The 26,832-nt window shown below is 73.2% G+C and carries 20 protein-coding genes; 11 read left to right on the forward strand and 9 right to left on the reverse strand.

Features of this window, described 5'->3' with window-relative positions; genetic code table 11:
- Window positions 1-24: 24 nt before the first annotated feature.
- Window positions 25-246, reverse strand: coding sequence for a hypothetical protein (locus tag ACSMX9_RS08005; RefSeq protein WP_351243240.1), 222 nt, complete (start codon window positions 244-246; stop codon window positions 25-27).
- 423 nt (window positions 247-669) lie between these two features.
- Here ACSMX9_RS08005 and ACSMX9_RS08010 point away from each other — a divergent pair, with 423 nt between their 5' ends.
- A complete protein-coding gene (locus tag ACSMX9_RS08010; protein ID WP_445401126.1) occupies window positions 670-1,689 on the forward strand; it encodes a sporulation protein in 1,020 nt (339 codons plus the stop codon).
- An 11-nt stretch (window positions 1,690-1,700) separates the two neighbouring features.
- Here the strand turns inward: ACSMX9_RS08010 and ACSMX9_RS08015 are convergent, their stop codons facing one another.
- The 3 genes from ACSMX9_RS08015 to ACSMX9_RS08025 form a co-directional block, all read right to left on the reverse strand.
- Complete coding sequence (locus ACSMX9_RS08015) at window positions 1,701-2,672, reverse strand: M56 family metallopeptidase (RefSeq protein ID WP_445401128.1); 972 nt, start codon at window positions 2,670-2,672, stop codon at window positions 1,701-1,703.
- A gap of 4 nt (window positions 2,673-2,676) precedes the next feature.
- Window positions 2,677-3,069, reverse strand: a complete 393-nt coding sequence (locus tag ACSMX9_RS08020; RefSeq protein WP_351243246.1) for a BlaI/MecI/CopY family transcriptional regulator — start codon at window positions 3,067-3,069, stop codon at window positions 2,677-2,679.
- 128 nt (window positions 3,070-3,197) lie between these two features.
- Window positions 3,198-4,760 carry a trypsin-like serine protease gene (locus ACSMX9_RS08025; RefSeq protein ID WP_445401130.1) on the reverse strand — a complete coding sequence of 521 codons (1,563 nt, stop codon included), beginning with the start codon at window positions 4,758-4,760 and terminating at the stop codon, window positions 3,198-3,200.
- Window positions 4,761-5,589: 829 nt separating this feature from the next.
- Here ACSMX9_RS08025 and ACSMX9_RS08030 point away from each other — a divergent pair.
- The 10 genes from ACSMX9_RS08030 to aroQ all read left to right on the forward strand — a co-directional run bounded on the left by ACSMX9_RS08030 (window position 5,590) and on the right by aroQ (window position 18,653).
- Window positions 5,590-6,723, forward strand: a complete 1,134-nt coding sequence (locus ACSMX9_RS08030; protein WP_445401132.1) for a helix-turn-helix domain-containing protein — start codon at window positions 5,590-5,592, stop codon at window positions 6,721-6,723.
- 19 nt (window positions 6,724-6,742) lie between these two features.
- Window positions 6,743-7,315: an HD domain-containing protein gene (locus tag ACSMX9_RS08035; protein ID WP_351243254.1), complete on the forward strand. Its 573-nt coding sequence runs from the start codon at window positions 6,743-6,745 to the stop codon at window positions 7,313-7,315.
- Between the two features lie 807 nt (window positions 7,316-8,122).
- Entirely contained in the window at window positions 8,123-12,886 is a 4,764-nt protein-coding gene (gene casA / locus ACSMX9_RS08040; protein ID WP_445401134.1) for a type I-E CRISPR-associated protein Cse1/CasA, read from the forward strand.
- Window positions 12,883-13,686, forward strand: coding sequence for a type I-E CRISPR-associated protein Cse2/CasB (gene casB, locus ACSMX9_RS08045; protein WP_445401136.1), 804 nt, complete (start codon window positions 12,883-12,885; stop codon window positions 13,684-13,686). Before casA ends, casB begins: the two co-directional genes overlap by 4 nt.
- Before the next feature lie 84 nt (window positions 13,687-13,770).
- Window positions 13,771-15,042: a type I-E CRISPR-associated protein Cas7/Cse4/CasC gene (gene cas7e / locus ACSMX9_RS08050; protein ID WP_445401138.1), complete on the forward strand. Its 1,272-nt coding sequence runs from the start codon at window positions 13,771-13,773 to the stop codon at window positions 15,040-15,042.
- Entirely contained in the window at window positions 15,039-15,827 is a 789-nt protein-coding gene (gene cas5e / locus ACSMX9_RS08055) for a type I-E CRISPR-associated protein Cas5/CasD (protein ID WP_445401140.1), read from the forward strand. Before cas7e ends, cas5e begins: the two co-directional genes overlap by 4 nt.
- An 8-nt stretch (window positions 15,828-15,835) precedes the next feature.
- Entirely contained in the window at window positions 15,836-16,564 is a 729-nt protein-coding gene (gene cas6e, locus ACSMX9_RS08060; RefSeq protein ID WP_445401142.1) for a type I-E CRISPR-associated protein Cas6/Cse3/CasE, read from the forward strand.
- Window positions 16,561-17,493 (forward strand): type I-E CRISPR-associated endonuclease Cas1e, encoded by a 933-nt coding sequence (gene cas1e, locus ACSMX9_RS08065; RefSeq protein ID WP_445401144.1) that lies wholly within the window; start codon window positions 16,561-16,563, stop codon window positions 17,491-17,493. Before cas6e ends, cas1e begins: the two co-directional genes overlap by 4 nt.
- Complete coding sequence (gene cas2e / locus ACSMX9_RS08070; protein ID WP_445401146.1) at window positions 17,490-17,897, forward strand: type I-E CRISPR-associated endoribonuclease Cas2e; 408 nt, start codon at window positions 17,490-17,492, stop codon at window positions 17,895-17,897. Before cas1e ends, cas2e begins: the two co-directional genes overlap by 4 nt.
- A gap of 90 nt (window positions 17,898-17,987) precedes the next feature.
- The gene (gene aroQ / locus ACSMX9_RS08075; RefSeq protein ID WP_351243256.1) at window positions 17,988-18,653 is read left to right on the forward strand and encodes a gamma subclass chorismate mutase AroQ; all 666 of its coding nucleotides are present in this window, start codon (window positions 17,988-17,990) and stop codon (window positions 18,651-18,653) included.
- A 62-nt stretch (window positions 18,654-18,715) separates the two neighbouring features.
- Here the strand turns inward: aroQ and ACSMX9_RS08080 are convergent, their stop codons facing one another.
- The 5 genes from ACSMX9_RS08080 to iolB all read right to left on the reverse strand — a co-directional run bounded on the left by ACSMX9_RS08080 (window position 18,716) and on the right by iolB (window position 26,776).
- A complete protein-coding gene (locus tag ACSMX9_RS08080; RefSeq protein ID WP_445401148.1) occupies window positions 18,716-19,630 on the reverse strand; it encodes an ABC transporter permease in 915 nt (304 codons plus the stop codon).
- Window positions 19,627-22,293 carry an alpha/beta fold hydrolase gene (locus ACSMX9_RS08085; RefSeq protein WP_445401150.1) on the reverse strand — a complete coding sequence of 889 codons (2,667 nt, stop codon included), beginning with the start codon at window positions 22,291-22,293 and terminating at the stop codon, window positions 19,627-19,629. Before ACSMX9_RS08085 ends, ACSMX9_RS08080 begins: the two co-directional genes overlap by 4 nt.
- Before the next feature lie 128 nt (window positions 22,294-22,421).
- Window positions 22,422-23,924, reverse strand: coding sequence for a CoA-acylating methylmalonate-semialdehyde dehydrogenase (locus ACSMX9_RS08090; RefSeq protein ID WP_445401152.1), 1,503 nt, complete (start codon window positions 23,922-23,924; stop codon window positions 22,422-22,424).
- Between the two features lie 106 nt (window positions 23,925-24,030).
- Window positions 24,031-25,923, reverse strand: coding sequence for a 3D-(3,5/4)-trihydroxycyclohexane-1,2-dione acylhydrolase (decyclizing) (iolD, locus tag ACSMX9_RS08095; RefSeq protein ID WP_445401154.1), 1,893 nt, complete (start codon window positions 25,921-25,923; stop codon window positions 24,031-24,033).
- Between the two features lie 31 nt (window positions 25,924-25,954).
- Complete coding sequence (iolB, locus tag ACSMX9_RS08100) at window positions 25,955-26,776, reverse strand: 5-deoxy-glucuronate isomerase (protein WP_445401156.1); 822 nt, start codon at window positions 26,774-26,776, stop codon at window positions 25,955-25,957.
- Between the last annotated feature and the right edge of the window lie 56 nt (window positions 26,777-26,832).

Raw genomic sequence — 26,832 nt, forward strand, 5'->3', positions numbered from 1 at the left:
CACGGCACCGCGCGTTCGGGGCGGCTACTTGACCGCGGCCTGCACGGCGGCCAGCGCCTGCGCCCAGCGGACGTACTTGAGGTCGGCGAGTTCGGCGACGGTGGTGATGCCGAACGCCTCCTTCAGGAGTTCTCCGTCCCGGTCCGAGACTCCCTTGAGCGCGGAGACGGGCGCGTCGAGGACCTCCGGCAGCGCCTTGTCGGCCCACGCCTTGTCCAGCACCTTGTCCAGATCGATCGAAGCCACGTGCGTGCCCTCCCAGGCGGTCGGTGTGCGGGGCGCGCGGCGGCGGGCCGGGTGTCGGCGTCGTCCGCTGCGCGCCCCGCGGGGACGCCCCGGATGTCCCGCGCGTCGGCGCGGGAGGGCGACCCACTAACTTCTACATGACTGTAGAAGTTTAGCTCCGGCCGACACCGGCGGAACCGACATCCGGGCGCCCGGGACAGGTTGGCCGAAAGCCGACGCCCCCTCACCCCTCCGCGCACCGAGGCGCCGCGTCGGACCGCCGAACGACGGGGAGTTGCCCCGCACACCGGTCCGTCCCCTCTATGCTTCTACAAGCGTGTAGAAGCATAGAGGGGACGGACCCGGCACGGACCTACCCGTCCGGAGCCCTCCCCGCACCATCCGCGCAGAAGTTCACGCAGACACGAAGGAGTGAACGCCACCATGGTGTTCAAGAAGTTGCTCGGCTCGCTCGGCCTCGGCGGCCCCACCGTGGACACCGTGCTGAGCCACGGGGCGGTCCTGCCCGGCGGCCCGCTCGCCGGCGAGGTCCGCCTCAAGGGCGGGGAGCGCGAGGTCGAGATCGAGCACGTCGTCCTGGAACTGCTCGCCCACGTGGAGGCCGAGACGGAGGAGGGCGAACAGCACGGCACCGTCGCCTTCGAACGCTTCACCGTGGGCGGCGGGTTCCGACTCGCCAAGGGCGAGGACACCACCGTCCCCTTCTCGGTGGTCGTGCCCTGGGAGACCCCCGTCACCGAGTTGTACGGCCAGTCGCTGGGCATCGTCCTCGGCGTGCGGACCGAACTGGGGGTGGCCGGCGCCCGGGACAAGGGCGACCTCGACCCGCTGACCGTTCGTCCGCTGGCGGTGCAGGAGGCCGTGCTGGAGGCGTTCGGACAGCTCGGCTTCGGCTTCCTCTCGGCGGACCTGGAGTACGGGCGCATCGCCGGCACCCGGCAGCAGTTGCCGTTCTACCAGGAGATCGAGATCAGCCCTTCGCCCCGCTACTCCTCCGTGCTCAACGAGGTGGAGGTGACCTTCCTCGCCGGGCCGCACGGGGTGGACGTGGTCCTGGAGGCCGACCGCAACGGCGGGCACGGGGTGCACGGCGACTCGCTGGCCCGCTTCTCGGTGACCCACGAGGACGTGGGCCGCACCGACTGGAACACGATGGTGGACGGTTGGGTGCGGCGGCTCGTGGAGGCCCACGCCCCGGACGGCGGGGCCGCCCTCTTCGGCGCCCACGTTCACCACGAGGGCCACTACGGCCACCATCAGGACCACGGTCACCACGGACACCACGAGGAGCACGGTCACGGCCGTCGCTCCGGGCCGGGGGTCGGCACCGCGGTGGCGGCGGGCGCGGCAGGACTCGCGGTCGGCGTCGCCGGCGGACTGGTGGCGGCGGAGGTCGTCGACGAGGTGGGCGACTTCTTCGAGGGCGAGGACGAGGAGGGCTGACCCTCCGGGGCTCAGAGCGGGGTGGCCGCCTTGAGGATCAGGAACAGCGTCACGGCGGAGTTCGCCGAGGAGAGCGCCGAAGCCGTGGTCCCGGCGGCCGCGCACCACGTCGCGAGTCCCACCGTGGTGGACAGCGGGGGCCAACTCCGCACCGCCGGGGTGGGCCCGAGCAGCGCCGCCACCCGGCGCGGCACCGGGCCCACCGCCGCCGCCGGGCCGGGCACGGGCACCGGGACCCCGCGGGAGGTCAGGGCCGCCTTGCCGATGGCCCGCGCCACCACCCGGCGGCTGCCGACCGTAGCGGCGGCCTCCTCGTCCGCCCACCGCTCGGAGGTGTAGCCCACGGCCGAACGCAGCGGGCGCAGCGCCGGGTTGGCCAGTTCGGCGAGCCGCACCACCAACAGGTAGCGGTGGTGACGACCCGTCAGATGTGCTCGCTCGTGGGCGAAGAGCGCCCGGCGTTCCGCCGGGGCGAGACCGCTGAGCATCCCGGTGGTGACCACGATCCGGCCGCCGCAACGGGTTCCGAGCCGCCGGCACCCCCGGCCGCCGGCCGGGCCCACGGGCAGGGCGTACGCATAGGGGACGGGGTCGGGCAGCACGGCGACGGAGGTGGGGCGCAGTCCGGCGAGCGCGCGGACGGCCCGCCGGCGCGTGCGCCGGTCCCGCCACAGGGCGCGCAGACAGGCGACCAGCACCCCGAGGAGCGCGGGGATCGCGGTCTTCCCGGCGACCTCGTCGTACGGCACCGCCTCGCGCACCTCGGGGTCCGACCAACCGTCCGGCAGCGGGTTGCCGGGGAGTTGGGCGGTGCCGACCACCACCAGCAGTGCCAGGCACAGGGTGCTGCACAGCGCGCACACCCCGGCGACGGCGGTCAGCAACCGGGTCGCCGTCCGGGGGTGCAGATGCTGCTCGGCGAGCCGTGCGATCGGCCACGCGCTGAGCGGGAGGACCAGCGGGAGGAAGACGAAGACGCCCACGGGCTCAGTCTTCCTCCAGCGCCAGCAGCGCGCGCAGCGTCTTCTCGTCGTCCTCCTGCAAGGACGTCACGAAACTCGCGAGCACGGCTTCCCGGTCCTGCTCGGCGTCGAGCACCCGACGCATCCGCAGGGCCGCGAGGTCGGCCTCGTTGGCCGCGGAGGTCCAGACGAAGGAGCGCCCGGTCCGTTCCCGGGACACCGCTCCCTTGACGTACAGCCGGCTGAGGATGGTGATCACCGTGGTGTACGCCAGGTCCTCGCCCAACCGGGCCTGCACCCAGGCCGTGTTCACCGGTCCCGGCGCGGCCCGGAGCGCGGCCAGCACCAGTGCCTCCAGCTCTCCCTGACCACGGCGACGGGACCGACGCCCGGCGTCGTCCCCTGGCTCGTCCTGCACCTGCGCGCTCCTTCCCCTACGGCGGTCCGCGCGGGCCCGCCGTGGCGGCGGCGGGGTGCGGAACGTTTCATCCTACGGGGCGGGAGTGGTGCGGAGCCGGTACGCACCGCCCCCGACCTCGCGGGGCGCTACCGGCGGCGGTGGTACGGGGCGCCGGTGAGGGTGCAGTCCGCACGGGACAGGGCCAGGGTGGAGCCCTTGCCGAGGCAGGCTCCGATCAGATGGACCTGTTGGCCGTAGGCCCGGCCCGCGACGGCGGTCGTGGTGCCGTCCGGAGCGACCTCGCAGGGGTTGTCGTCGGTGCACTCCTCGCCGTCGCGGTTGTGGGTGTTGTGCACCCCCACGATCGTGGTGCCGTCGGGGGCCAGCAGCGCCGAGCCGGAGGTGCCGGGCCAGGGGTCGCACCCCTCGTCGGTCGCGTAGCGGATCGCGTCGACCATCCGGTGGGCGCCCTCCCGCAGCTGCGGGACCACGGCCTCGGCGGTGCAGGTGAAGCGGCGGCTGGTGTAGGCCATGGTCAGGGGGTCGCCGGCGCGGGTGGGGGTGGAGGCGAGCCGGAAGACCTTGGCGCGCGCGGACTCCAGTTGGGCGTAGGTCCGGTCGAGTCGGTAGAGCGCGACGTCGGTGCCCGTCATCGTCGCGTACAGCAGCCGCTCGGCGCGGGCGGTGGTCCGGGGGTAGCCCTGCCGGTCGGCGATCGGCACCGGGAAGTCGGCCGGACGGTTCACCAGGGCCGTGCCGGGGGCGGGGCGTTCCCCGTCCACACAATGGCCGTTGGTCAGCAACAGCGCCCGGTCCCGCGGCCGTGCGGCGGGGGCGCGGACCACCGAGCCCACGCAGCCGTTCAGTTCCACCGCGCCCTCCACGTTCGGGACCCGGTCGAGCGGGGGCACGTCGGTGCCGTCGACGATCCCCCGGATCCAGGCCGCGTGCTCGGTGGCGTCCGTGTAGAGGGTCGGCCCGTCGCCCTCCACGCCGCCGGGACCGCTGACGACCCCGGCCAGGGCCCATCGGCCCCGCTCGCGGACGAGTGCCGGCCCGCCGGAGTCCATGTTGCTGGCCGCGACGGAGCCGTCCCGGCTGCCGATGCACAGTTCCCCCGTCTCGGGCGAGGCGGCCGGGCAGGCGTCGACGGGCTGCACCACGGTGTCCGCCTCGCGCAGCCCGGTGGGGAAGCAGGCCGGGTCGTCGGCGTCCTGGCAGGTCATGCCCCACCCCAGGAACCGGACGGGCGTTCCCACCGGGGGCGTGGCGGAGGCGAGCCGCACGGGCTTCGCCCGCACGGGAGTCCGCAGGTGCATCAGCGCGAGGTCCCGGCCGAAGTAGCCCCCCTCGTCCCGTTCGGTGGCCAGTCGGTAGTAGCGGTCGACCTCGGCGACCTTCCCGCCGGAGGTGGTGTGCGGGGAGCCGACGCGCACCTTCCACCCCCGGGGCGCGCCGGCCTGCGCCGAGGTGGGGTTCTTGCCGGCGCAGTGGCTGGCCGTGAGCACCCACTGCGGGGCGAGGACCGCCACCCCGCAGCCGTGCCCGTCCGGCCGCGGCGGCTCGGGGAAGGAGGGCTGGAACGAGCCCATGAAGGCGTAGGGACGGGTGGCCTCGGTGCCGCCCACGACGGCCCGGGCCGGGTCGGCGGCCACGGTGGAGGCGCTCAGCGCGAGCACCGCGCCGAGCATCAGAGAGCGTTTGCGCATGCGGCGCACGCTACGGAGCGCACGTCTCCGGAGGTCTTCGAGGCGTGCGCGGTTGCGTTTCAAGGGCGTCTCGACCGCTCGCGCCCCCGCATCGGGGCGGTACGCACGCGGGAGGCGCCCCCGCCCCGCCGGGGGAACGACGGAGCGGGGGCGGGGGTGGGGACAGCGGCTGGTGTGCTTCGTCCCCGGCGCGCGCTCCCTCCTCGTGCGCCGGCGCCGGAGACGAAGCGCCCGGCTCTGTCGGGGCCTTGAATACGGGGGAAGACAGGGCCGTCGACAGGGCCGGGGGTTCACAGGAGCCCGGCCGCGCAGGCGCAGGCGACCCAACCGAAGCCGAAGCCGATCGCGAGCAGCAGCGCGGGGCCGGCGAGGTCGCAGCGGGCCAGGATGCGCCGGTGCAGCGGGGTCACGACCGCGTGGCGTCTGCCCCGCGACGACTCGGCGCGGCGCGGCCCGCCGCGGAGTGCGCCCCTGGCGTGGCGGGGCGGGCGACGCCGGGAGGGGAGTCCCGCTCGGCGCCGCCCCCGGGAGGGCGGGGCGGCACGCAAGGTCCCCGGGTGTGCACTCCCGTGCCGGCGGCACCGGTTCTGCCGTCGACAACGTACTGCCCTGCTCGGTGGCTCATGAGGATTCCCTTGTATCTGTCACTCGTAAGCGGCCCGGGTGCGCACTCCGTCTGCGTCGGGAAGGAATCGGCGCCTAGGGTCGACACTCCCTGAGCCCCGGATGGCTCAGCGGCCCAGTACCAGAAACTACGGCCGTTCCCGACCCGAGAACACTGACACCCAGTACGAGTTGGGCGCCGTCGGCAGGAGCAGGAGCCGAGCACATGACTCCGGACACATGGCAGTCGTCGGGAACTCTGATCGGCGGTCAGCGTTCCCCGGGCAGAGCCCGGGAGGGGAGCGTCACGGGCCACCTCTTCAAGATCACGAGGGAGCGGGCGGGGCTGACGCAGCAGGGCTTGGCCGAAGCCCTCGGGGTCGACCACACGACCGTCCAGGGGTGGGAGTCCGGGCGCCGTCCGCTGGCCTCGGTGTCGACCGCGAACTTCCGTTCCGTGCAGCGGGCCCTGCTGCGCTACGGGGCCGACCCGGCCCTGTTGGCGCTCTTCGACGTGGCGATGGACGCGGACGCGGTGCTCGGCCGCACCCTGCACGGCGGGGCCTCCACCGACTGTGCGACGCATCCGCTGGCGACCCTGGTGTTCAGCCGCACCTCCACGCACATGATCGCGTGGGCGCTGACCGGAACTCCCCCGGCGGCGCTGCCCGCCCCCACCGCGGACACCCCGCAGCGGCGGGGACCCACCCCGGACGGCCCGCTGCTCGGTGCGGCGGAGCGGAGCGCGTTCTTCGACCGGCTGCGCCGCTACGCGGAGGTCGCCCACCGGGCCGGTGAGAACGGGGCGTTGCTCCGACGCCAGGCGCTGTACCTGTGCGGCTACGACACCGCGCCGGACACCCGGGCGTGGATCGCCGACGTGCGGTCCCGGCAGGCGAGGGTGGCGCACCGCACCTCCTGGAGCCGTGCGGACGCCCGCTCGCTGGCGACCTCGCTGACCCGTTACGGCGACCGCGAGCCCTTGCAGCGTTTCGTGGAACGGGAGTTGGCCGACGACGAGGGTGAGCAGGCGAACCTGAACTACTGGGCCTACTGGTTCGGGTTGGACCGGCTGCCCCGGGGGGACGACTCGTTCATGGGGTCCTGTATGGCGTGGGACGGGGGTGCTCTGCTGCGGCGGTTGGTGGACCGGTTGGCTCCGGACCTGGGGTGCATCGACCTCAACGTGCATTCGGTGTGGGCCCTGTTGGCGGCCCGGCCCGGCCTGCTGTCCGTCGACCCCGCCCTGCGGCGCGACCTCGCCGGGCGGGTCGCCCGGCTGTTGGACGGGGGGACGGTCTCCGCCCGGTCCCGCCGCGAGCTCGACGCCCTGCACTACGGACTGAAGATGAACAGCTGACTCGGGAGGGACGTTCACCATGTCTGTCGACCACGCCCAGGGCACCGTCGGCTATCTGATGGAGATGGGCGCGCTGAAGCGGGGCAAGCGGACGGGTTGGTGGATCGCGGGGGTCAAGGACCCGGAGACGATCGCCGAGCACTCGTTCCGGGCGGCGGTCATCGGCGCGGTGCTGGCGATGATGGAGGGCGCGGACCCGGCCAGAGTGGCGTTGCTGTGCACGTTCCACGACACCCAGGAGACCCGGGTGGGCGACATCCCGTGGATCGGGCGGCGCTATCTGACGGCGACGCGGAACGAGGACGTCACCCGGGACCAGGTGGCCGACGCGTTCCCGGCGGTGGCGGCCGGCATCCAGGCGGTGGTGGACGAGTACGAGAACGGCGACTCCCTGGAGGTCCTCGTCGCGCACGACGCCGACCGCCTGGAGTGCATGATCCAGGGCCTCGAGTACCTGGAGCAGGGGTACGGCAACGCCCGGGAATGGGTCGACAGCACCCGCGCCAAGCTGAAGACGGATTCCGCGATCGCCCTGGCCGATGCGGCGCAGACGATGTCCTCGGCGGACTGGCGGCGCACGTACCTGCGGTAGGGGCGCCGGTTCCGTCGAAGTGGGTGGCACGGGCGCGCGAGGCTCGCCCCTGGACCGTAAAACGACTTACGGACCAAGGCCGCCTGTACCGTTGCCCTCGTGCTCTCAAGGGCTGGCCCCTTCGCACGATGGCTTGCATCTTCGGTCGATAGCGCTCCCCGCGCACGCGGGGGTGGTCCTTAGGTTCCAGCCAGGCTCGCCTGTTCCCCGCGCACGCGGGGGTGATTCCCACTGACGCGTGAGTCGTTAGCGTGAGTCGTCATGGCAACTAGGTGCCAGCTAGGCTCTCAAATTCCAGCACGGGTCACCAAAAGACCTTTTTTACAACGGTGTTGATGACCCGATACGCTCTCCGTCAGATCGCTCAATCGAGTGAACCGGGCACGCGCGCGACGCAAAGACCCCGGCTCCCGCGTGCCCTCTTGCAGGAACAGGAGGGAACCGCACGCATGAGACCGGGGCCTGCGTCCACTGACCGGCACAGCAACCATGCAGAGGAGCACGTCCATTGTAGTAATCGCCGTCACGACGGCTGAACAGGTCTAGTTCACCGAGGCGGCCGACTCCGTGCTGCCCGTCGATGTCCGGCAGGCAGCACGGTTGGCCATCGAGTCCTGCGGTCGGGGACCGCGGTCCCCGACCACCCGGGTGAAGGTCCGGTGCCGTGCTCTGCCGGCGCCGGCCCCCGGACTCCGTCCGCCCCGTACGGCCTCGCGCCACAAGCCGCCCTTACCACATCACACCACCCGTTCCCCGTCTTTCGGCATATCGCCCCCAGAACAGGTGCAAGCCATGTCGGATGTTCACATGCCCCCAGCGCACCACCCGGCCGCCGAGCCCCCTTACGCCGCCGCCCCCTTCGCCGGGTTGTCGTCCGTCGCGCGTACCGCCTGGGCGAAGCACCACCGGCCCACCGACGACTGGCTTCCGTTGTGGCGGCACATGGCCGACAGCGCAGCGGCGGCCGGGCGGTTGTGGGACCGATGGCTTCCCCGCAGCGTGAAGGAGCTGATGTCACAGGCGTTGCCCGAAGGAGAGGCGGACACACGCCGGTTGGCGGTGTTCGTCGCCGCCAGCCATGACGTCGGCAAGGCCAGCCCCGCCTTCGCGTGCCAGGTCGACGGGCTCGCCGACCGCATGCGCAGCGCAGGGTTGGAGATGCGGACGGCGAAGCAGTACGGGCCGGACCGGCGCATGGCACCGCACGGGCTGGTGGGTCAGCAACTGATCCAGGAGTGGCTGGCGGAGCGGTACGGGTTCCGAGGACGGACGGCCGGCCAGTTCGCGGTGATCGCGGGAGGGCACCACGGGGTGCCGCCCGAGCATCAGCAGATCCACGATCTGAACCTTCGTCCGCAGTTCGTCAGGCACCCCGGCGACAGCGAACCGGTTTGGCGTCGGGTGCAGTTCGAGCTGTTGGACCACTGCGCCGAACTCTCTGACGCCAACACCCGGTTCGAGGACTGGAAGGGTGTACGGCTGCCCCAGACGGCTCAGGTGACCCTCACCGCACTCGTCATCCTCGCCGATTGGATCGCCAGCGCCTCGGAACTCTTCCCGTACGACCCGGCGTCCTGGCTTCCGGCAGGGCCCGCCTCCGAAGCGCGACGGCTGGAGGCGGCGTGGCGCGGGCTCGACCTGCCGGGGCCGTGGGCCGCGACGGACGACGGGGCCTCCCCGGCGGAGCTGTTCGCCTCCCGGTTCGACCTCCCGGATGGTGCGGAGATCCGTGAGGTCCAGGCGGAAGCCCTGCGGTTGGCGCGTACGATGCCGACGCCCGGGCTGCTGATGATCGAGGCGCCGATGGGCGAGGGAAAGACCGAGGCGGCCCTGGCGGCGGCCGAGGTGTTCGCCGCCCGTAGCGGTGCCGGTGGCTGCCTGGTCGCGTTGCCGACCCGGGCTACAGGCGACGCGATGTTCCCCCGTCTGCTGGGCTGGCTGGAACGACTCCCCCACGACGGCCCCCGCTCGGTGGCCCTCGCACACGCCAAGGCGGCCCTCAACGACATGTGGGCCGGCCTGTTGCAGGAAGGGAACCGGGCGATCGGCGCGGTGGACGCCGATGCCGACCAACGCATCACCCGGCATGACGGCGGGCGGCAGGCCCCCCCGGGCCTGCACGCCCACCAGTGGTTGCGGGGACGCAAGAAGCAGTTGCTCGCGAGCTTTGCCGTGGGCACCGTCGACCAGGTGTTGTTCGCCGGCTTGAAGAGCCGCCACCTGGCGCTACGGCACCTGGCCGTCGCCGGCAAAGTCGTCATCATCGACGAGGTCCACGCGTACGACGCCTACATGAGCCGTTATCTGGACCGGGTACTCGAATGGCTGGCCGCGTACCGGGTTCCGGTAGTGCTGCTGTCGGCCACCCTGCCCGGCGACCGGCGGCGCGCGCTGGCCGCCGCCTACGGGGGCTCCGTCGCCTCGCTCCCCGAGGAGGCGGCCGGGAGCACGGCGTACCCGTTGCTCACCGCCGTGGCGCCAGAGGTGCCCGGGGCGCGGCATACCGCCGTCCTGTGCTCGACGCCCGCGCCTGCCGCCGGGCGGGACACCGTCGTGACGCTGGAACGCCTTGACGACGAGGTGTCGTCACTGGTGCAGCGGTTGACGGACGAGTTGGTGGACGGGGGGTGCGCCCTCGTCGTCCGGAACACGGTGAAGCGGGTGCAGGAGGCCGCGGACGCGCTGCGCTCGCGGTTCGGCGAGGACGTGGTCACCGTCACGCACTCCCGCTTCGTCGACGCCGACCGGGCGGCCAAGGACGTCGACCTCCGGGAGAGGTTCGGCCCAGACGGCACCCACCGTCCAGGCAGGCACATCGTGGTGGGCAGCCAGGTCGTCGAACAGTCGTTGGACGTGGACTTCGACCTGCTCGTCACTGATCTCGCTCCGGTGGACCTGATGCTCCAGCGCATGGGGCGGCTGCACAGGCACCCCCGCTCCCGGCCGGAGAGGCTCGCCGCGGCACGCTGCCTGGTGACGGGCGTGGAGGACTGGGCCTCGACGCCCCCGCTGGCGGACCGGGGATCGCTCTTCGTCTACCGCGCCCACCCCCTCCTACGGGCGGCCGCCGTTCTCGAACCCCACCTGGACGGAAAGCAGTTGCGGCTGCCCGAGGACATCAGTCCGCTGGTGCAGGCCGCGTACGGGGCGGAGCCTGTAGGTCCCGGGGCATGGGCCGATGCGATGCACGAGGCCGCGGCCGATCAACTGCGGTTCGTCCAGGCGCAGCGCGACGCGGCGCGGGGCTTCCTCCTGGACCGGGCGGGACGGGACGGCCGGCCCCTGTACGGGTGGCTCCAGGCGCACGCAGGAGACGCCGACGAGTCGCCTCGGGGGCGCGCCCAGGTGCGTGACACGGAGGACTCCCTCCAGGTGCTGGTGGTGCGGCGGATGCCGGACGGCCGGCTGACCACCCTGCCCTGGCTCGACGGGGGGCGCGGTGGACTGGAGCTGTCGACGGACTTCCCCCCTGAGGGCAGGCCGGCCCGAGCGCTGGCGGCGTGCGCCCTGACCCTTCCCCCGTACTTCTCCCAGCCGTGGATGGTCGACCGGGTGATCGCCGAGTTGGAACGGTTCATGGTTCCGGCCTGGCAGGTGAAGGAGTGCCCCCTGCTGGCGGGGGAGTTGCTGCTCGTCCTCGACGAGGACTGTCAGACCCGACTGGCAGACTTCGACCTCGTCTATGACCGGTTCGACGGCCTACGGGTCACGACCACCGAATCGTCCGGGCGCGAAGGCGCTCATCGTGCGGAAGCGGGAGGACATGGGGAAGGTCTTATCGAGGTGTCCCCGGAGGCTGAACGGGAGCAGCAGGCCGCCGGGGCCGCAGCGGCGTCCGACGGCAGTGGTGGTGAGGCGGTGACCGAGGTGAGTCCCGCGCCCTCCTTCGACTTGGTGGACCGCCCTTGGCTGCTGGTGCAGCGCGAGGACGGCACCACCGGCGAGGTGTCCCTGCGCGAGGTGTTCGCCCAGGCGCGCACGCTGCGCCGGCTCGTCGGGGACCTGCCCACCCAGGAGTTCGCGCTACTGCGGCTGCTGCTCGCCGTGCTCTACGACGCGCTGGATGGGCCCGCCGAACTGGAGGACTGGGAGGAGCTGTGGCAGGCGGACGACCCGTTCGCCCCGGCCCTCGACTACCTGGACGAGCACCGGGACCGCTTCGACCTGCTGCACCCCCAGAGGCCGTTCTTCCAGGTGGCGGGGTTGCGTACGGCCAAGGACGAGGTGTCCTCGCTGAACCGGATCGTCGCCGACGTGCCCAACGGCGAACCGTTCTTCGCGATGCGCAGGCCCGGAGCCGAGGAGCTCTCCTTCGCGGAGGCCGCCCGATGGCTGGTGCACACCCACGCCTACGACCCCTCCGGCATCAAGTCGGGCATGGTCGACGACAGCCGGGCGAAGGCCGGCAAGGTGTACCCGCTGGGTGTCGGATCGGTCGGCATGCTGGGTGGACTCCACGCGGAGGGCAACAGCCTGCACGAGACGCTGCTGCTGAACCTCATTCCGTTGCGCGAGAACGTCCTGGGTGGCGACGAGGAGGTCGGCGGAGCCGGGGTGGACCTTCCGGCTTGGCGCCGTGAGGGCTGGACGGGCGGGGCCTGGCAGCCCCCGGCCGGTCAGGAGCAGGCCGTGGACCTGCGCCCGCACGGCCCGATAGACCTGTACACCTGGCAGTCCCGCCGGGTACGGCTGCACGTCGAGGGGGACGCGGTCACCGGAGTCGTCCTCGGCTACGGGGACCCCCTCGAATCCCGTTCGCCCTGGACCCTGGAACCGATGACGGGATGGCGTCGCAGTCCCACCCAGGAGAAGAAGCGCGGTCGCCCGCTCTACTACATGCCCCGCGCTCACGACCCGAGCCGAGCCGCCTGGCGGGGACTGGCCAGCCTGCTGCCCTCCCGCGGGTCGGCGGAGGAGCGGTCGGACAAGGGCGCCGCCGACGCACTGGTCTCCGGTGTCGTCCGGTGGAACGCCATGCTCGCAACCGAAGGCGATCTGGAACTGAGCACGCTGATCCGGCTGCGGCTGATCGGCGTGGTGTACGGCACCCAGCAGTCCGTGATCGACGAGGTGCTGGACGACTCGGTGGTCCTGCCGGTGATCGTGCTCCACGAGGAGGGTTCGGCGTACCGGGGCGCCGCCCTGGACGCCGTCAAGGCGGCCGAGGAGGCGGTGCGCACCCTCGGGTTCCTCGCCGGGAACCTGGCCAGGGCCGCCGGCGCCGACCCCGAACCGGCGACCGACACGGCGCGCGATCTGGGGTTCGGTGCCTTGGACGGCCCCTACCGCGCCTGGCTGGCCCGACTCGGCGGTGCCCTTTCCCCGGAGGCGGCCCAGGACGAGTGGCGGGCCCGGGTGCGTCGGATCGTGACCGGACTCGCCGATCAACTCCTGGCGGACGCGGGCGAGACCGCTTCCGAGGGGCGGATCGTGGACCTCCCGAAGGTGGGGCCCCGGTGGCTCAACGACGCCCGGGCCGAACTGCTGTTCCGGCGGGAGCTGAAGCGGGTCCTGCCGCCGCCCCCCGTCAAGAAGTCCCTGGACGACGACACTCCGAAGGACGGAGCATGACCACCACCCCGCACACCACCCCGGCGGCTCCGCCGCGACCGGACCGATCACGGCCGGCCACGCCCGTCGCCCAGGCGACCGGACGCTATGTGAGTCGCCTCCAGGCCGAGTACCAGGTGGACAAGCCCTCGGCCGTCGCCACCCTGGCCCGGTTGCGTCGGGGGATCGGGCATCGGGCCTACCTCGCCCCGGCCGGCTGGGGCATCGGCGGCCTGGAGGAGTTGACGCAGCTCACCCGACTCGCGCCCGGCGCCCCGAACGGCCCGGAGGGCTCGGCCCCCGCCCCCGGGTACGGCGACTGGCAGCCCACCGAGGAGGAGGCCGTGCACCTGGCCGTCTCGCTGTGGGCCCTGCACCAGCAGTCGGTCCACAACGCCCCCATGCACGTCCGGGGGTGGGGTCTGGGATACGCGGTCCGACAGTTGGCCAGGGGGCAGTCCCGCGCCACCACCGGCGACACCGGGACTGCGGAACGAGACAGCGCCGCCGAGTTGCACGTCCCCGAGACCCTGCGCAAGCGCTTCGTCCGGATCGGCACCTCCTCCTCCCTCGAATCGCTGAGCGTGCGGCTGCGCGAGATCGTGCTGCTGCTGCGTGGGGCACGCATCCCCCTGGACTACGGCCGTCTGGCGGACGAACTCCACGACTGGCAGAACGAGGCCAGGCGGGCCGGCGTGCGGCGCGGCTGGGGCCGGGACTTCCACCTGGCCGTCGCCCCGCGAGTGGACGACGCCCCGAAGGCGCCGAGCGAAGGCACCGGGGCCGACGTGACCGCCGGCGTGGACGACTCCATGGACTGAGCAACCGCGCGCCACGTCCCTTCCGCACTACCAGCGGACCGCGCACCGGCCCGCACCGATCCTTCACACGAACGGAACCTCCCGATGGACCGAACCATCCTCGACGTCCACATCCTCCAGAACGTCCCGCCCAGCAACCTCAACCGTGATGACACGGGCACCCCGAAGACCGCCCTGTACGGCGGGGTGCGCCGGGCACGCGTGTCCAGCCAGGCGTGGAAGCGCGCAACCCGGAAGGCGTTCGAAGAGCTCTTGCCCGCCTCGGAACTGGGGGTGCGGACGAAGAAGGTGGCCGAGGAACTCGGCGGACGCATAACCGCGCTGGACGGCTCGATCGAAGGGGCCAACGCGTTCGCCCTGGCCGCCGAGGTGATCAAGGCCGCTACCGGTTCCAAGGTGGAGGTCCCCAAGCGCAAGGCCAAGAAGGAAGGCGAGGACACGGCGGAAGAGGCCCCGCCGGAGTCGGCGTACCTGATGTTCCTCAGTCGTCGCCAGTTGGACGCGCTGGCCGCGATCGTGATCAAGGGCAGCGCCGGCGGTGACCTCAAGGCGCTCCAGGACTTCCTGAAGGAGAAGAACAACAAGGCGGCGGCCAAGGCGGCGGTCGACACCCGCCACTCGGTGGACATCGCCCTCTTCGGGCGCATGGTCGCCGACTCCGCGGACCTGAACGTGGAGGCCGCCACGCAGGTGGCGCACGCGATCGGCGTGCACCGCTCGGAGATCGAGTCGGACTACTACACCGCCGTGGACGACCGGAACAAGGACGACGGCGAGTCCGGGGCCGGGATGATCGGCGCGGTGGACTTCAACTCGGCGACCCTGTACCGCTACGCGGCCGTGGACGTAGACGAGTTGGACCGCAATCTGGGGAAGGGCTACCGGGACTCCGAAGGGAGGAACCTTCAAGGCCAGGGCGGCGAAGGCCCCAGCACCCCGGCGGCCCGGGCCGTGAAGGCGTTCCTCGAAGCGTTCGTCCAGTCCATGCCGACCGGCAAGATCAACACCTTCGGGAACCACACCCTCCCGGCCGCGGTGGTCGTCAAGCTGCGCACACGCCGCCCGATCAGCTTCGTCGACGCCTTCGAGCGACCCGTGACACCCGGCGGGAGCGGAGAGGGCGGCTATCTGAAGGCGAGTTGCGACCGGCTGGCCGCCTACGTTCCCGGTCTGGAGGAGCAGTACGGCGTACGGGACGCCGACTCCACCTGGGTCTTCCGGGTCGGCCAGGACACCGCCGCACTCTCAGAGCTGGGGAACGGGGTCACCTTCCCCGAACTGCTGGACCGGGTGGAGCGGGCGGTGGAGCGGGCCTTGAGGGCCGCGGAGGAGCGGCGATCTGGGGCGGACGCATGAGCGTACTGCTGGTACGGCTGGCCGGGCCGCTCCAGTCCTGGGGCTCGGCCAGCCGTTTCGCCCGCCGCACCACGGAGAACGTGCCGACGAAGAGCGGGGTGGTCGGCCTGTTGGCCGCCGCCCTGGGTCGGAGCCGGCAGGCGGACCTGACGGATCTGGTGGCGCTCGGCTTCGGGGTCCGCGCCGACCAACCCGGGACCCGGTTGAAGGACTTCCAGACCGCGCGGCACCTGGACACCGGGAAGGCGATGCCGGTGTCGGAGCGCTTCTACCTGGCGGACGCCGTGTTCGTCGCCGGGTTGGAGAGCGAGGACCACCGTTTTCTGGGAGAGATGTACGAGGCGCTGCTGAAACCCCGGTTCCTGCCGTACCTGGGTCGCCGGTCCTGCCCACCGTCGCGCCCCCTGGACATGGGCCCGCCGCTGCGGGACACCGCCTTGCGGGAGGCTCTGAGCGGGGCGCCCTGGCAGGCCTCCGCCTGGTACCGGAAGCAGCGGGCGCGGCGGGCCGGCCGAGCGGGCGAGGGGACCGAGGAACTGGCCCTGCACCTCGACTGCCCACCCGCCGAGCGCCCCGACCACACCCTGCGGGACCTGCCGGTGAGCTACGACCCGCGGCACCGCAGGTACGGACTGCGGGGGGTGCTGAGCGAGCAGGTGCCGCCGCCGTCGGAGCCGGCGCGTGGCGGCGGTGCGCCGGAGCACGACCCGGTCGCCGCCCTGGCCGGCGTGGCCCCCGTCGAGCGGCCGGCGCAGCACGACCAGGAGCCCAGGAAGGAACCCTGAGAGAACCGATGTACCTGACCCGATTCCGCATCAACACCCAACGCCGCGACGCACGGCGACTGTTGTCGTCACCGCACCTCATGCACGGAGCCGTGAACGCGGCGTTCCCGGAGCTACCTCCCCGAGGTGTCCCGGGACCCCGGGTGCTGTGGCGGGTGGACCACGAGCCGTCCGGTCGGGCACTGCTCTACGTCACCAGCCCGTCTCGGCCCGACCTGACCCATCTGGTGGAGCAGGCCGGGTGGCCGGCGGCGGAGGGGCCCGGCTGGGACAGCTTCCCGTACGGGGACTTCCTCGGGGCCCTGGCGGCCGGGGACTCCTGGGGCTTCCGGTTGACCGCGAACCCGGTGCACGCGGTGCGGTTGTCGGAGGACCGGACGGTTCGTACCAAGCGGTTGGCGCACGTCACCGCCCGTCAGCAGCTCGGTTGGCTGTTGGCACGGCAGGAGGCCAATGGCTTCGAGGTGCTCCGGAAGCCGGAGGAACGACGGCTTCCCGGCGTGGACGAGGGGTACGAGGTGATGCTCCGGGACCGGCTGCCGTTGAGGTTCCGCAGGCCCTCGGCGGCGAAGGGAGACGTCCAGTTCACCCGCGTCACCTATGACGGACGACTGCGGGTCACCGACGTGGACCTGCTGCGTCGGGCCTTGACCCAGGGGCTCGGCAAAGCCAAGGCGTACGGCTGCGGGCTGATGACTCTCGCACCGGTGAGCGGCGCTACGGAGAGGACGGCATGAGCACGGTCGGCAGGCGCGGGGCAGCCACTCCACGCGAACTGACCCGGGTCGGGGACCGGTCGTCGTTCCTGTACCTGGAGCGGTGCAAGGTGAGCCGGGACAACAACGCGATCACCGCGACAGACGCGGACGGGGTGCGGCACATCCCGTCCGCGACGATCGGCACCCTGTTGCTCGGGCCGGGCACCGAAGTGACCCATCAGGCGATGACGCTGCTCGGGGACAGCGGTGCCGGTGTGGTGTGGGTGGGGGAACGCGCGGTGCGCTACTACGCGGGTGGGCGTGCCCTGAACCGCTCCTCCTCCCTCGCGGAGGCCCAGGCTTCGGCGTGGGCGAACCAGCAGCGCCGGCTCGGTGTGGCCCGGGCCATGTACCGACTGAGGTTCCCCGACGAGGACCCCTCCTCGTGCACCCGTCAGCAGCTGCTGGGCATGGAGGGACGCCGTCTGAAGGAGTGCTACCGCCGCGAGTCGGCGCGGACGGGCGTGCCGTGGCTGCGTCGTGATTACGACCGGGAGGACTTCGCCGCGGGCGACGCGGCGAACCAGGCGGTCACGGCCGCGGCCCAGTGCATGTACGGGGTGGCCCACGCCGTGGTCGCCGCGCTCGGTTGCTCCCCGGCCCTCGGCTTCGTCCACTCGGGCCACGAGTTGTCGTTCGTGATGGACGTGGCGGACCTCTACAAGGTCGAGGCGGCGATCCCGGCGGCGTTCGACGCCGCCGCGGAGGGGCCGGAGGACGTCGCGGGACGGACCCGTCGCGCACTGCGGGACCGCATCCACGCGACGGGTCTGCTGGAGCGTTGCGTAGGGGACGTCCAGTCGCTGCTGGGGGCGGCCCCCGGGGGAACGGACCGCATGACGGTCCAGTCCGACTGGGGCATCCGCCTGGAGAGCGGACGCAACCACGACGACGGGAACGAGTGGTGACCGTCATCGTCCTCGCCAGCTGCCCTGCCGGACTCCGGGGCTTCCTCACCCGCTGGCTCCAGGAGGTCTCTCCCGGAGTCTTCGTCGGCCGGCCCTCGGCCCGGGTGCGACAGGTCCTGTGGGACGAGGTGCAGGAGTACTCGGGCAACGGTCGTGCGCTCCTCGTCCACCATGCGGACAACGAGCAGGGTTTCGCCTTCGACGCCCACGAGCACGCCTGGCAGCCGGTGGACCACGACGGGCTCACCCTGATCCGGCGGCCGGCGGCAGGCGGTGGGCGGCAGGCACCGACGTGGACACCCGCGGACGATCTCGACCCGGCACCCGACAGGAAGCCGCCGCCGCCTTCCCACCAGGGCTGGAGCAAGGCCGCCAAGCGTCGGAGATTCGGTCAGGGAAGGTGACGCAGTCCACCGAACGTCCCGTTCCGTACCGGTAAACACTGTGGTGCGGTACTCCTGCGCTCGTGTCAACTCTCCTGCTACACAGGTCATATGAACAGAACCCTCGCTTTGTGCGTTCCCCGTCCCCGTACCGTCGCCCTCACCGCCGTCGCCGGTTCGCTGGCGCTGCTCGCGCTCGCGCCGTTGCCCGTCGCCGCCCGGCAGGGGCAGGCGTCCGTGGTGGAGGCGGCGGCTTCCACTCCGGCCGCGGTGTCCGGGCGGGGCGGGGTGGTGCGGCCGGTCGACGCGGTCACCGCGCTGTTGGTGGAGCGGCTGTTGGTGGCCGACGTGGTGGCCGCGGCCAAGTACGGGACGGTGCTGCCGATCGAGGACCCGGTGCGGGAGCGGCAGGTCCTGGAGGACGTGACGAGGCGGGCGGCGGCGATGGGGCTGGACCCGGTGCACGCGGCGGCGGTGTTCCGGGACCAGATGGAGGCGGGGAAGAAGGTGCAGCGGGCGTTGTTCGCCCGGTGGGACGCCCACCCCGAGGAGCGGCCGAGCGGGCGGCCGGACCTGACCCGGGAGGTGCGGCCGGTGTTGGACCGGATCACCACGCGGCTGCTGGACGCGTTGAAGGCGTCCCAGCGGGAGCGGGCGGCGGCGTCCTGCCCGTTCTCGGTCTCCGTGTCGGCGGCGGGGCAGGCGTACGCACGGGAGTTGGACCGGCTGCACACCGTGAGCCTGCTCCGCGGCTTGCGCAGCGTCTGCACGGGGTGAGCCCCCGTGCCGGGCCCGTCGTGCGCGCCGCAGGCGGCACGGACGACGGGCCCGGGGTCCGGCTACGACACGATGTCCTTGCGCCCAAAGCCGCGGAAGGCCAGGGCGAACAGGACGATCGCGTAGGCGAGGGAGACGGACGCGCCCTGGATCATGCCGCCCCATTCGGGGCGGGGTTGGACGGCGTCGGCCCAGGCGAACTGCCAGTGCGCGGGGAGGAAGTCGCGCCAGTCGCCGAGGGCGGTGACCGCGTCGAGGACGTTGCCGACGATGGTGAGTCCGACCGCGCCGCCGACCGCGCCGAGCGGGGCGTCGGTACGGGTGGAGAGCCAGAACGCCAGTCCCGCGGTGACCAGTTGGGAGACGAAGACGTACCCGATGACGACGACCAGGCGCCCGGCTGCGGTGCCTGCGTCGAGGGTGCCGCCGGTGGGGATGTGCAGCGGGCCCCAGCCGTAGAGGACGGTGCCGACCAGGAGGCCGACGACGGGCAGCAGCACGATCGCCGCGAGGCTCATGCCGAGGGCGACGGTGAGCTTGGACCACAGCAGCCGGGCCCGGGGCACGGGTGCGGCGAGCAGGTAGCGCAGGGACGACCAGCTCGCCTCGGAGGCGACGGTGTCGCCGCAGAACAGGGCGACGGGGATCACCAGCAGGAAGCCCGCGGACACGAACAGGCAGGTGGCGGCGAAGTTGGCGCCGGACGCGGTGGCGGTGTCCATGAGGGAGATCCGCTCGGCGGCGCCCTCCCGTTCGGCGGGGTCGCCGCCGATGGCGAAGGCCGCGGCGAGCACGAACGGGAGCAGTCCGAGGACGGCGCCCATGACCAGGGTGCGGCGGCGGCGCAGTTGGCGGACGAGTTCGACGCGGAGCGGCAGGGTGGCGCCGGCCCGGTAGCCGGGGGCCGACTCGGTGGCGGGGACGGGCCGGGCCGTGGTCTGCGGCTGCTCCACCGGGGGGTTCTCGGTGGCGGTCACTGCGGGCCTCCGATCAGGGTGAGGAAGGCGTCTTCCAGTCGGCGGTGCGGGCCCAGGGAGGTGACGGGGACCTCCAGGCGCACCAGGTCGGCGAGGAGGGTGCGGGAGGTGTCGGGGCCGGCTTCGGCGAGCCGGACCAGGAGTCCGTCGTCGGTGCGCACGGCGGAGGCGACGCCGGGGAGGGCGGCGATCTTCTCGACCAGGGGGTCGGGGACCTCGCCGGCCAGGCCCACGTGCAGGGCGTCGCCGGAGCCGACGATCTCGTCGACGGGCCCGGCCTGGACCAGTTGACCGCGGTCCATGACGACCAGGTGGGTGCAGGACTGTTCGACTTCGGAGAGGAGGTGGCTGGAGACGATCACGGTGCGGCCGGCGGCAGCGTAGCGGATCATCACCTCGCGCATCTCGCGGATCTGTGGCGGGTCGAGTCCGTTGGTGGGTTCGTCGAGGATCAGCAGGTCCGGCAGGCCGAGCATGGCCTGGGCGAGCGCGAGTCGTTGCCGCATGCCCTGGGAGTAGGTGCGCACCGCGCGGGCGAGGGCGTCGCCGAGGCCGGCGATCTCCAGGGCCTCGTCGAGGTGGGCGTCGGCGGCGGGGCGGCCGGTGGCCCGCCAGTAGAGGTCCAGGTTCTCGCGGCCGGTGAGGTGCGGCAGGAAGCCGGCGCCCTCGACGAAGGCGCCGACCCGGGAGAGCACGGGTGCGCCGGGGCGGATGGCGTGGCCGAAGACCCGGATCTCGCCGGCGTCGGGACGGATGAGGCCCATGAGCATGCGCAGGGTGGTGGTCTTGCCGGCACCGTTGGGGCCGAGGAGTCCGAGGACCTGGCCCTTCTCGACCCGGAAGGAGAGCTCGCGGACCGCGTACCGGTCGGTGGCGCCCGCGTACCGCTTGCTGAGGCCGGTGATCTGGAGCGGGACCTCCGCGAGGTCGGGGTCCGGGGCGACGGGGGCGGTCCGGCGGCGGCCGGTCAGCAGCAGCGCGGCGGCGACGACCACGGCGGCCGGCGGCAGCGTCCACACCCAGCTCGGCAGCGGGGCTGCGGCGGTCTCCACGTCCGGTGCGGTGGGCACGTCGAGGGCACCGCGGACGGTGACGCCGTACGTGGCGGGGGCGGTCGGGGAGGCGTAGCCGAGGTCGGTGGAGGACACGGCGAGGCGGAGCCGGTGGCCGCGCTGCACCTCGTGGTCGATGGCGGGGAGGGTGAGGGTGACCTCCTTGCTGCGGCCCTCGCCGAGTCCGTCGACGCGCAGCGGGGCGACGAGTTGGGCGGGCAGCACCTGCTGGGTGCCGTCCGGGCCGACGTCGTACACCTTGGCGAAGAGCACGGCTTCGGGGGCGGTGGAGGTGACCTCGACCCGGACCCGGGGGGTGCCGGTGATGCGGAGGTCCTCGGTGAGCGGCGCCGAGTCGAAGCGGGCGAACTGGCCGGGGAAGTCGAGGGAGATGCCCAGGCCGAGCGCGGAGAGCTGGGAGAGGCCCGCGCCGCCACCGGCGGCGCCGAGGCCGGGGAGTCCGGAGACCGCGGGCGGGCTGGCGCCGGCCGGGTTGGCGAAGGTCTGCGGGCGGCCGGTCAGGGCGACGGCGCGGGTGCTGCCGGTCAGGCCGGGGTAGGTGTCCGCGTCGGCGCCGCGGAGCTGGGCCGCGCCGTTGGTGGAGTCGAGCCCGCCGGTGCGGGTGACCCGGAAGGCGGGGCCGGTGTCGACGTCCTCGTCGCCCTTGAGGTGCCGGTCGAACCAGCGGGTGATGCGGGCCTCGACCCGGTCGCCCTCCTGGTCGCCGCCGTCGTGGCCGCCGTGGGTCCAGTCGACGGCGACGGGGGCGCCGCCCGCGCGCAGCTGCCGGGCCAGGGCGTCGGTCTGGTCCAGGGTGAACAGGGAGTCGTGCTGGCCCTGGACGAGCAGGGCGGGCGCGGTGATCCGGTCGGCGACGGCGGCCGGGGAGCGGGCCTCCAGCAGGGCGCGGGCCGCGTCGTCGGGGGCGCCGCGCTCGGCGATCCGCTCGTACATCCGGCACAGTTCGGGTTCGAAGCGGTGGCAGCCGCCGCCGGCGTTGACGAACAGTCCGGCCCAGGTCTTCTTGAACACGCCGCCGGGGAACAGGGCGTCGGCGAGGTTGCCGTAGGTGATCCGGGGCGCGAGGGCGTCGACCCGGTCGTCGTGGCCGGCGGTGAGCAGGGAGATCGCGCCGCCGTAGGAGGCGCCGGACATGCCGACCCGCGGGTCGCCCTCGCCGTCGAGGCGGACCTCGGGGCGTTCGGCGAGCCAGTCGATCAGCCGGGAGACGTCGGCGACCTCGCCCTTCGGGTCGTTGAGCCCGATGCGTCCGTCGGAGTCGCCGAAGCCCCGGGCGGACCAGGTCAGCACCGCGTAGCCGGCGCGGGCGAGGTCCTCGGCCTGTTCGCGGACGTCGTCCTTGTCGCCGCCGAAGCCGTGTCCGAGCAGGACGGCGGGGCGGCGGCCGGCATCGCCGGCGGTGAAGTACGCGGTGTCGATGCGGGCGTCGCCGGTGTCGAGGACGCGGTCGGTGCGGTGCACCGGGGGCGGGTCGTCTGCGGCGGCGGCCGTCCAGGTGCCGGCCGCGGCGAGCAGCGCGACGCCGGCCACGGCGGCGAGCGTCCGCCGGGGGCGGCGCAGCCGGGGTGGCCGGGGCGTTCGGGGTTCCATGCGCTCCACCGTAAGCGGAGGGCGTCACCGTTCGGACGGCCCGGGGGGTGAACCGGGGCCCGTCCCCGGGGAGTACGCGGCCCGCGGGCCGTACCGCGGGTGCGGTACGGCCCGGGTGCCGGGGCGGCTCAGTGGTTGCGGGGGAAGCCGAGGTCGACGCCGGCGGGGGCGTCGGCGGGGTCGGGCCAGCGGGTGGTGACGACCTTGCCGCGGGTGTAGAAGTGGACGCCGTCCTTGCCGTAGATGTGGTGGTCGCCGAAGAGGGAGTCCTTCCAGCCGCCGAAGGAGTGGTAGCCCACGGGGACCGGGATCGGCACGTTGACGCCGACCATGCCGGCCTGGACCTCCAGTTGGAAGCGGCGGGCGGCGCCCCCGTCGCGGGTGAAGACGGCGGTGCCGTTGCCGTAGGGGGAGGCGTTGACGAGGGCCAGGCCCTCCTCGTATGTGTCGGCGCGCAGCACGCACAGCACCGGGCCGAAGATCTCGTCCCGGTAGGCGTCCGCCGTGACGGGCACCCGGTCCAGCAGCGAGATGCCGATCCAGTGGCCGTCCTCGTGGCCGGGGACGGTGAAGCCGGTGCCGTCGAGGACCACCTCGGCGCCCTGGGCGGCGGCCCCGCGCACGTAGGAGGCGACCTTGTCGCGGTGGGCGGCGGTGATCAGCGGGCCCATCTCGGAGGCGGGGTCGTGGCCGGGGCCGATGGTGATCTTCTCGGCGCGTTCCTTGATGCGGGCGACGAGGTCGTCGCCGATCGCGCCCACGGCGACCACCGCGGAGACGGCCATGCAGCGTTCGCCGGCGGAGCCGTAGGCGGCGGAGACGGCCGCGTCGGCGGCGGCGTCGAGGTCGGCGTCCGGCAGCACCAGCATGTGGTTCTTGGCGCCGCCGAGGGCCTGGACGCGCTTGCCGTGGGCGGTGGCGGTGGCGTGGACGTACCGGGCGATGGGGGTGGAGCCGACGAAGGAGACGGCGGCCACGTCCGGGTGCTCCAACAGCCGGTCCACGGCCACCTTGTCGCCCTGGACGACGTTGAACACGCCGTCGGGCAGGCCGGCCTCGGCGGCGAGTTCGGCGATCCGCAGGGTGACCGAGGGGTCCTTCTCGGAGGGCTTGAGGACGAAGGTGTTCCCGCAGGCCACGGCGAGCGGGAACATCCACAGCGGCACCATGGCGGGGAAGTTGAACGGGGTGATGCCGACGACCACGCCGAGCGGCTGCCGGATCGAGGCCACGTCCACCCGGCCGGCGACCTCGGTGGAGAGTTCGCCCTTGAGCTGGGTGGTGATCCCGCAGGCCAGTTCGACGACCTCCAGGCCCCGGGCCACCTCGCCGAGCGCGTCGGCGTGGACCTTGCCGTGCTCGGCGGTGATCAGTGCCGCGATCTCGTCGCGGTGGGCGTCGAGCAGGGCGCGGTACCGGAACAGGATCGCGGTGCGCCGGGCGAGCGAGGAGGTGCCCCAGGTGGCGAACGCCTCCCGGGCCGCGGCGACCGCGGCGTCCACCTCTTCGACGGACGCGAACGCTACCCGGCCGGTGACCTCGCCGGTGGCGGGGTCGGTGACCGGACCGTGGGCGTTCGAGGTCCCTTCGACGGCCTTCCCGCCGATCCAGTGGTGGACGGTCTTCGTCATGTCGGGTCGCTCTCCCTAGTTCTCGGGTGTTCTCGCGGCCGGTCCGGGCGGGTGGGCACCGTCCGGTGCGCGGGTCGTGCCGGCCGTTGCGGCGGACGGCCCCGGATCACAGCGGACGGTGCCGGGTCGCGGCCCGCCGCTCGTACGCGATGCGGGCCGCGCGGGCGGCTGCCCGGGTCGCGGTGGCCGCCACGGGCACATCCCACCACGCCTGCGCCGGGGGCGCCCCCGACACAGTGTCGGGTGTTCGGGTCTCCGTGTAGACACATGTGGGGACGTCGGCGGCGCGGGCGGTGGCGAGGGCGGTGCGCAGTTCGGCGACGGTGCCGGCGCGCAGCACCCGCATGCCGAGGCTGGCCGCGTTGGCGGCGAGGTCCACCGGCAGCGGGTCGCCGGTGAAGGCGCCGTCCGCGGCCCGGTGGCGGTAGGCGGTGCCGAAACCCTCGCCGCCCACGGTCTCGGAGAGTCCGCCGATGGAGGCGTAGCCGTGGTTCTGGAGGATCACCACCTTGATGGGCAGGCCCTCCTGGACGGCGGTGACGAGTTCGGTGGGGAGCATCAGATAGGTGCCGTCGCCGACCAGCGCCCACACCGGCCGGTCGGGGGCGGCCAGGGCGACGCCGAGGGCGGCCGGGATCTCGTAGCCCATGCAGGAGTAGCCGTACTCCAGGTGGTACTGGTCGCGGGAGCGGGTCCGCCACAGCTTGTGCAGGTCGCCGGGGAGGGAGCCGGCGGCGTTGATGACGACGTCCTCGCCGGTGACCAGGGCGTCGAGGGCACCGAGGACCTGGGTCTGGGTGGGGCGGGCGGTGGGGTCGGGGGCGGCGTAGACGGCGTCCACGCGCGCCTCCCAGTCGGCCTTGGCGCCGGCGTACTCGGCCGCGTACGCCGGGTCGGGGGCGTGGCGGCGGCCGGGGCCCGGGGCGTGGAGCGCCCGGGTGAGGGCCTCCAAGCCGGCGCGGGCGTCCGCGATCAGCGGCAGGCCGGCCATCTTGTGGCCGTCGTAGGGGGCGATGTTCAGGTTGAGGAAGCGGGCGGTGGGCGGGAAGAGGGTGCCGGAGGCGGTGGTGAAGTCGGTCCAGCGGGTGCCGACGCCGATCACCAGGTCCGCGGTGCGGGCCAGGGCGTCGGCGGTGGCCGTGCCGGTGTGTCCGATGCCGCCCACGTCGGCGGGGTGGTCCCAGGGCAGGGCTCCCTTGCCGGCCTGGGTGGCGGCGACGGGGGCGCCGGTCGCCTCGGCGAAGGCGCGCAGCGCGTCCTCGGCGCGGCTGTGCCGCACCCCGCCGCCGGCGACGACCAGGGGCCGGCGGGCGGCGCGGACCGCGGCGACGGCGGCGGCCAGTTCGACCGGGTCGGGCGCCGGCCGGCGCACCGTCCACACCCGCGGGCGGAAGAACTCCTCGGGCCAGGGGTACGCCTCGGCCTGCACGTCCTGCGGCAGCGCCAGGGTGACGGCCCCGGTGGCGACGGGGTCGGTGAGCACCCGCACGGCCTGGAGGGCCGCCGGGACCAGGGCCTCCGGGCGGGTGATCCGGTCGAAGTAGCGGGAGACCGGTCGCAGGCAGTCGTTGACGGACACGTCGCCCGCCCAGGGCACTTCGAGCTGTTGCAGGACGGGGTCGGCGGGGCGGGTGGCGAAGGTGTCGCCGGGCAGCAGCAGCACCGGCAGGTGGTTGACGGTGGCCAGGGCCGCGCCGGTGACCAGGTTGGTGGCGCCGGGGCCGATGGAGGTGGTGACGGCGTGGGTGCGGAGCCGGCCGCACTGGCGTGCGTAGCCGACCGCCGCGTGCACCATCGCCTGTTCGTTGCGGCCCTGGTGGAACGGCATGGCCCCGCCCTGTTCCAGCAGCGCCTGGCCGATCCCGGCGACGTTGCCGTGCCCGAAGATTCCCCACACGGCGTCGACGAGCCGGTGGCGTTCGCCGTCGCGTTCGGTGTGCTGGACGGTGAGGAAGCGGACGAGCGCCTGGGCGACGGTGAGCGTGGTGGTGCCGGTCATCGGTGCCTCGGGGGGTCGGCGGGGCGGGAGTTCACCGGTAGCCCTGCGGGTGGTCGGGGTGGAAGCTGATCAGCCACTCCCGCCGGGGGCCGGCCATCACGTTCAGGTAGTACATCGGGTGGTCGGGGGCGGCGACCGACGGGCCGTGCCAGCCGTCGGGCACCAGCACCGCGTCCCCGCTGCGGACCTCGGCGAGCAGGTCGGTGCCGTCGTCCCGGGAGCGGGAGACCCGCTGGTACCCGAAGCCGGGCAGCCCGTCCCGGGAGGGCTTGCAGCGGTAGTAGTAGATCTCCTCCAGCTCGCTCTCCCGGCCCGGCAGCCGTTCGTCGTGCTTGTGCGGGGGGTACGAGGACCAGTTGCCGCCGGGGGTGACGACCTCCACCGCGATGAGCCGTTCGCAGTCGAAGGCGTCGACCGCGGCGAAGTTGCGGACCTCCCGGGCGGTCAGTCCGCTGCCGCGGGCTTCGACGGGGACCTCCGGCGCGGGGCCGTAGCGGGCGGGGAGCCGGCGTTCGCACTTCGCCCCCGCCAGGGCGAAGAGGCCGCCGGTGCCGGAGCTGATGCCGACGTAGGCGTCGCGGGGCACGTACGCGAAGTCGCTGACCCCCTCGAACACGTCCCGGCGGCCCACCAACTCCATGACCCGGCGGTCCACCCGGACCGTGCAGCTGCCCTCCAGCGGGAGCACGATCCACTCGCTGTCCCCGGTGACCAGGGTGTGCGCGGTGTCCGGTTCCAGGCTCAGCACCCGTAGACCGGCGTAGGACCAGCCGGCGTGGCGCGGCTCGATCATGAGGTCGTAGGCGTCGCGCCGGGCGATTCCGTCGGGGAGGTGGTGGCGGCTGTTCTTCATGGGGTGCCCCTACCCATCCGACGGCCGTCGCTCCCGCGGGGCGGCCGGAAGCGGCC

The sequence above is a fragment of the Streptomyces sp. LE64 genome (assembly GCF_052606915.1).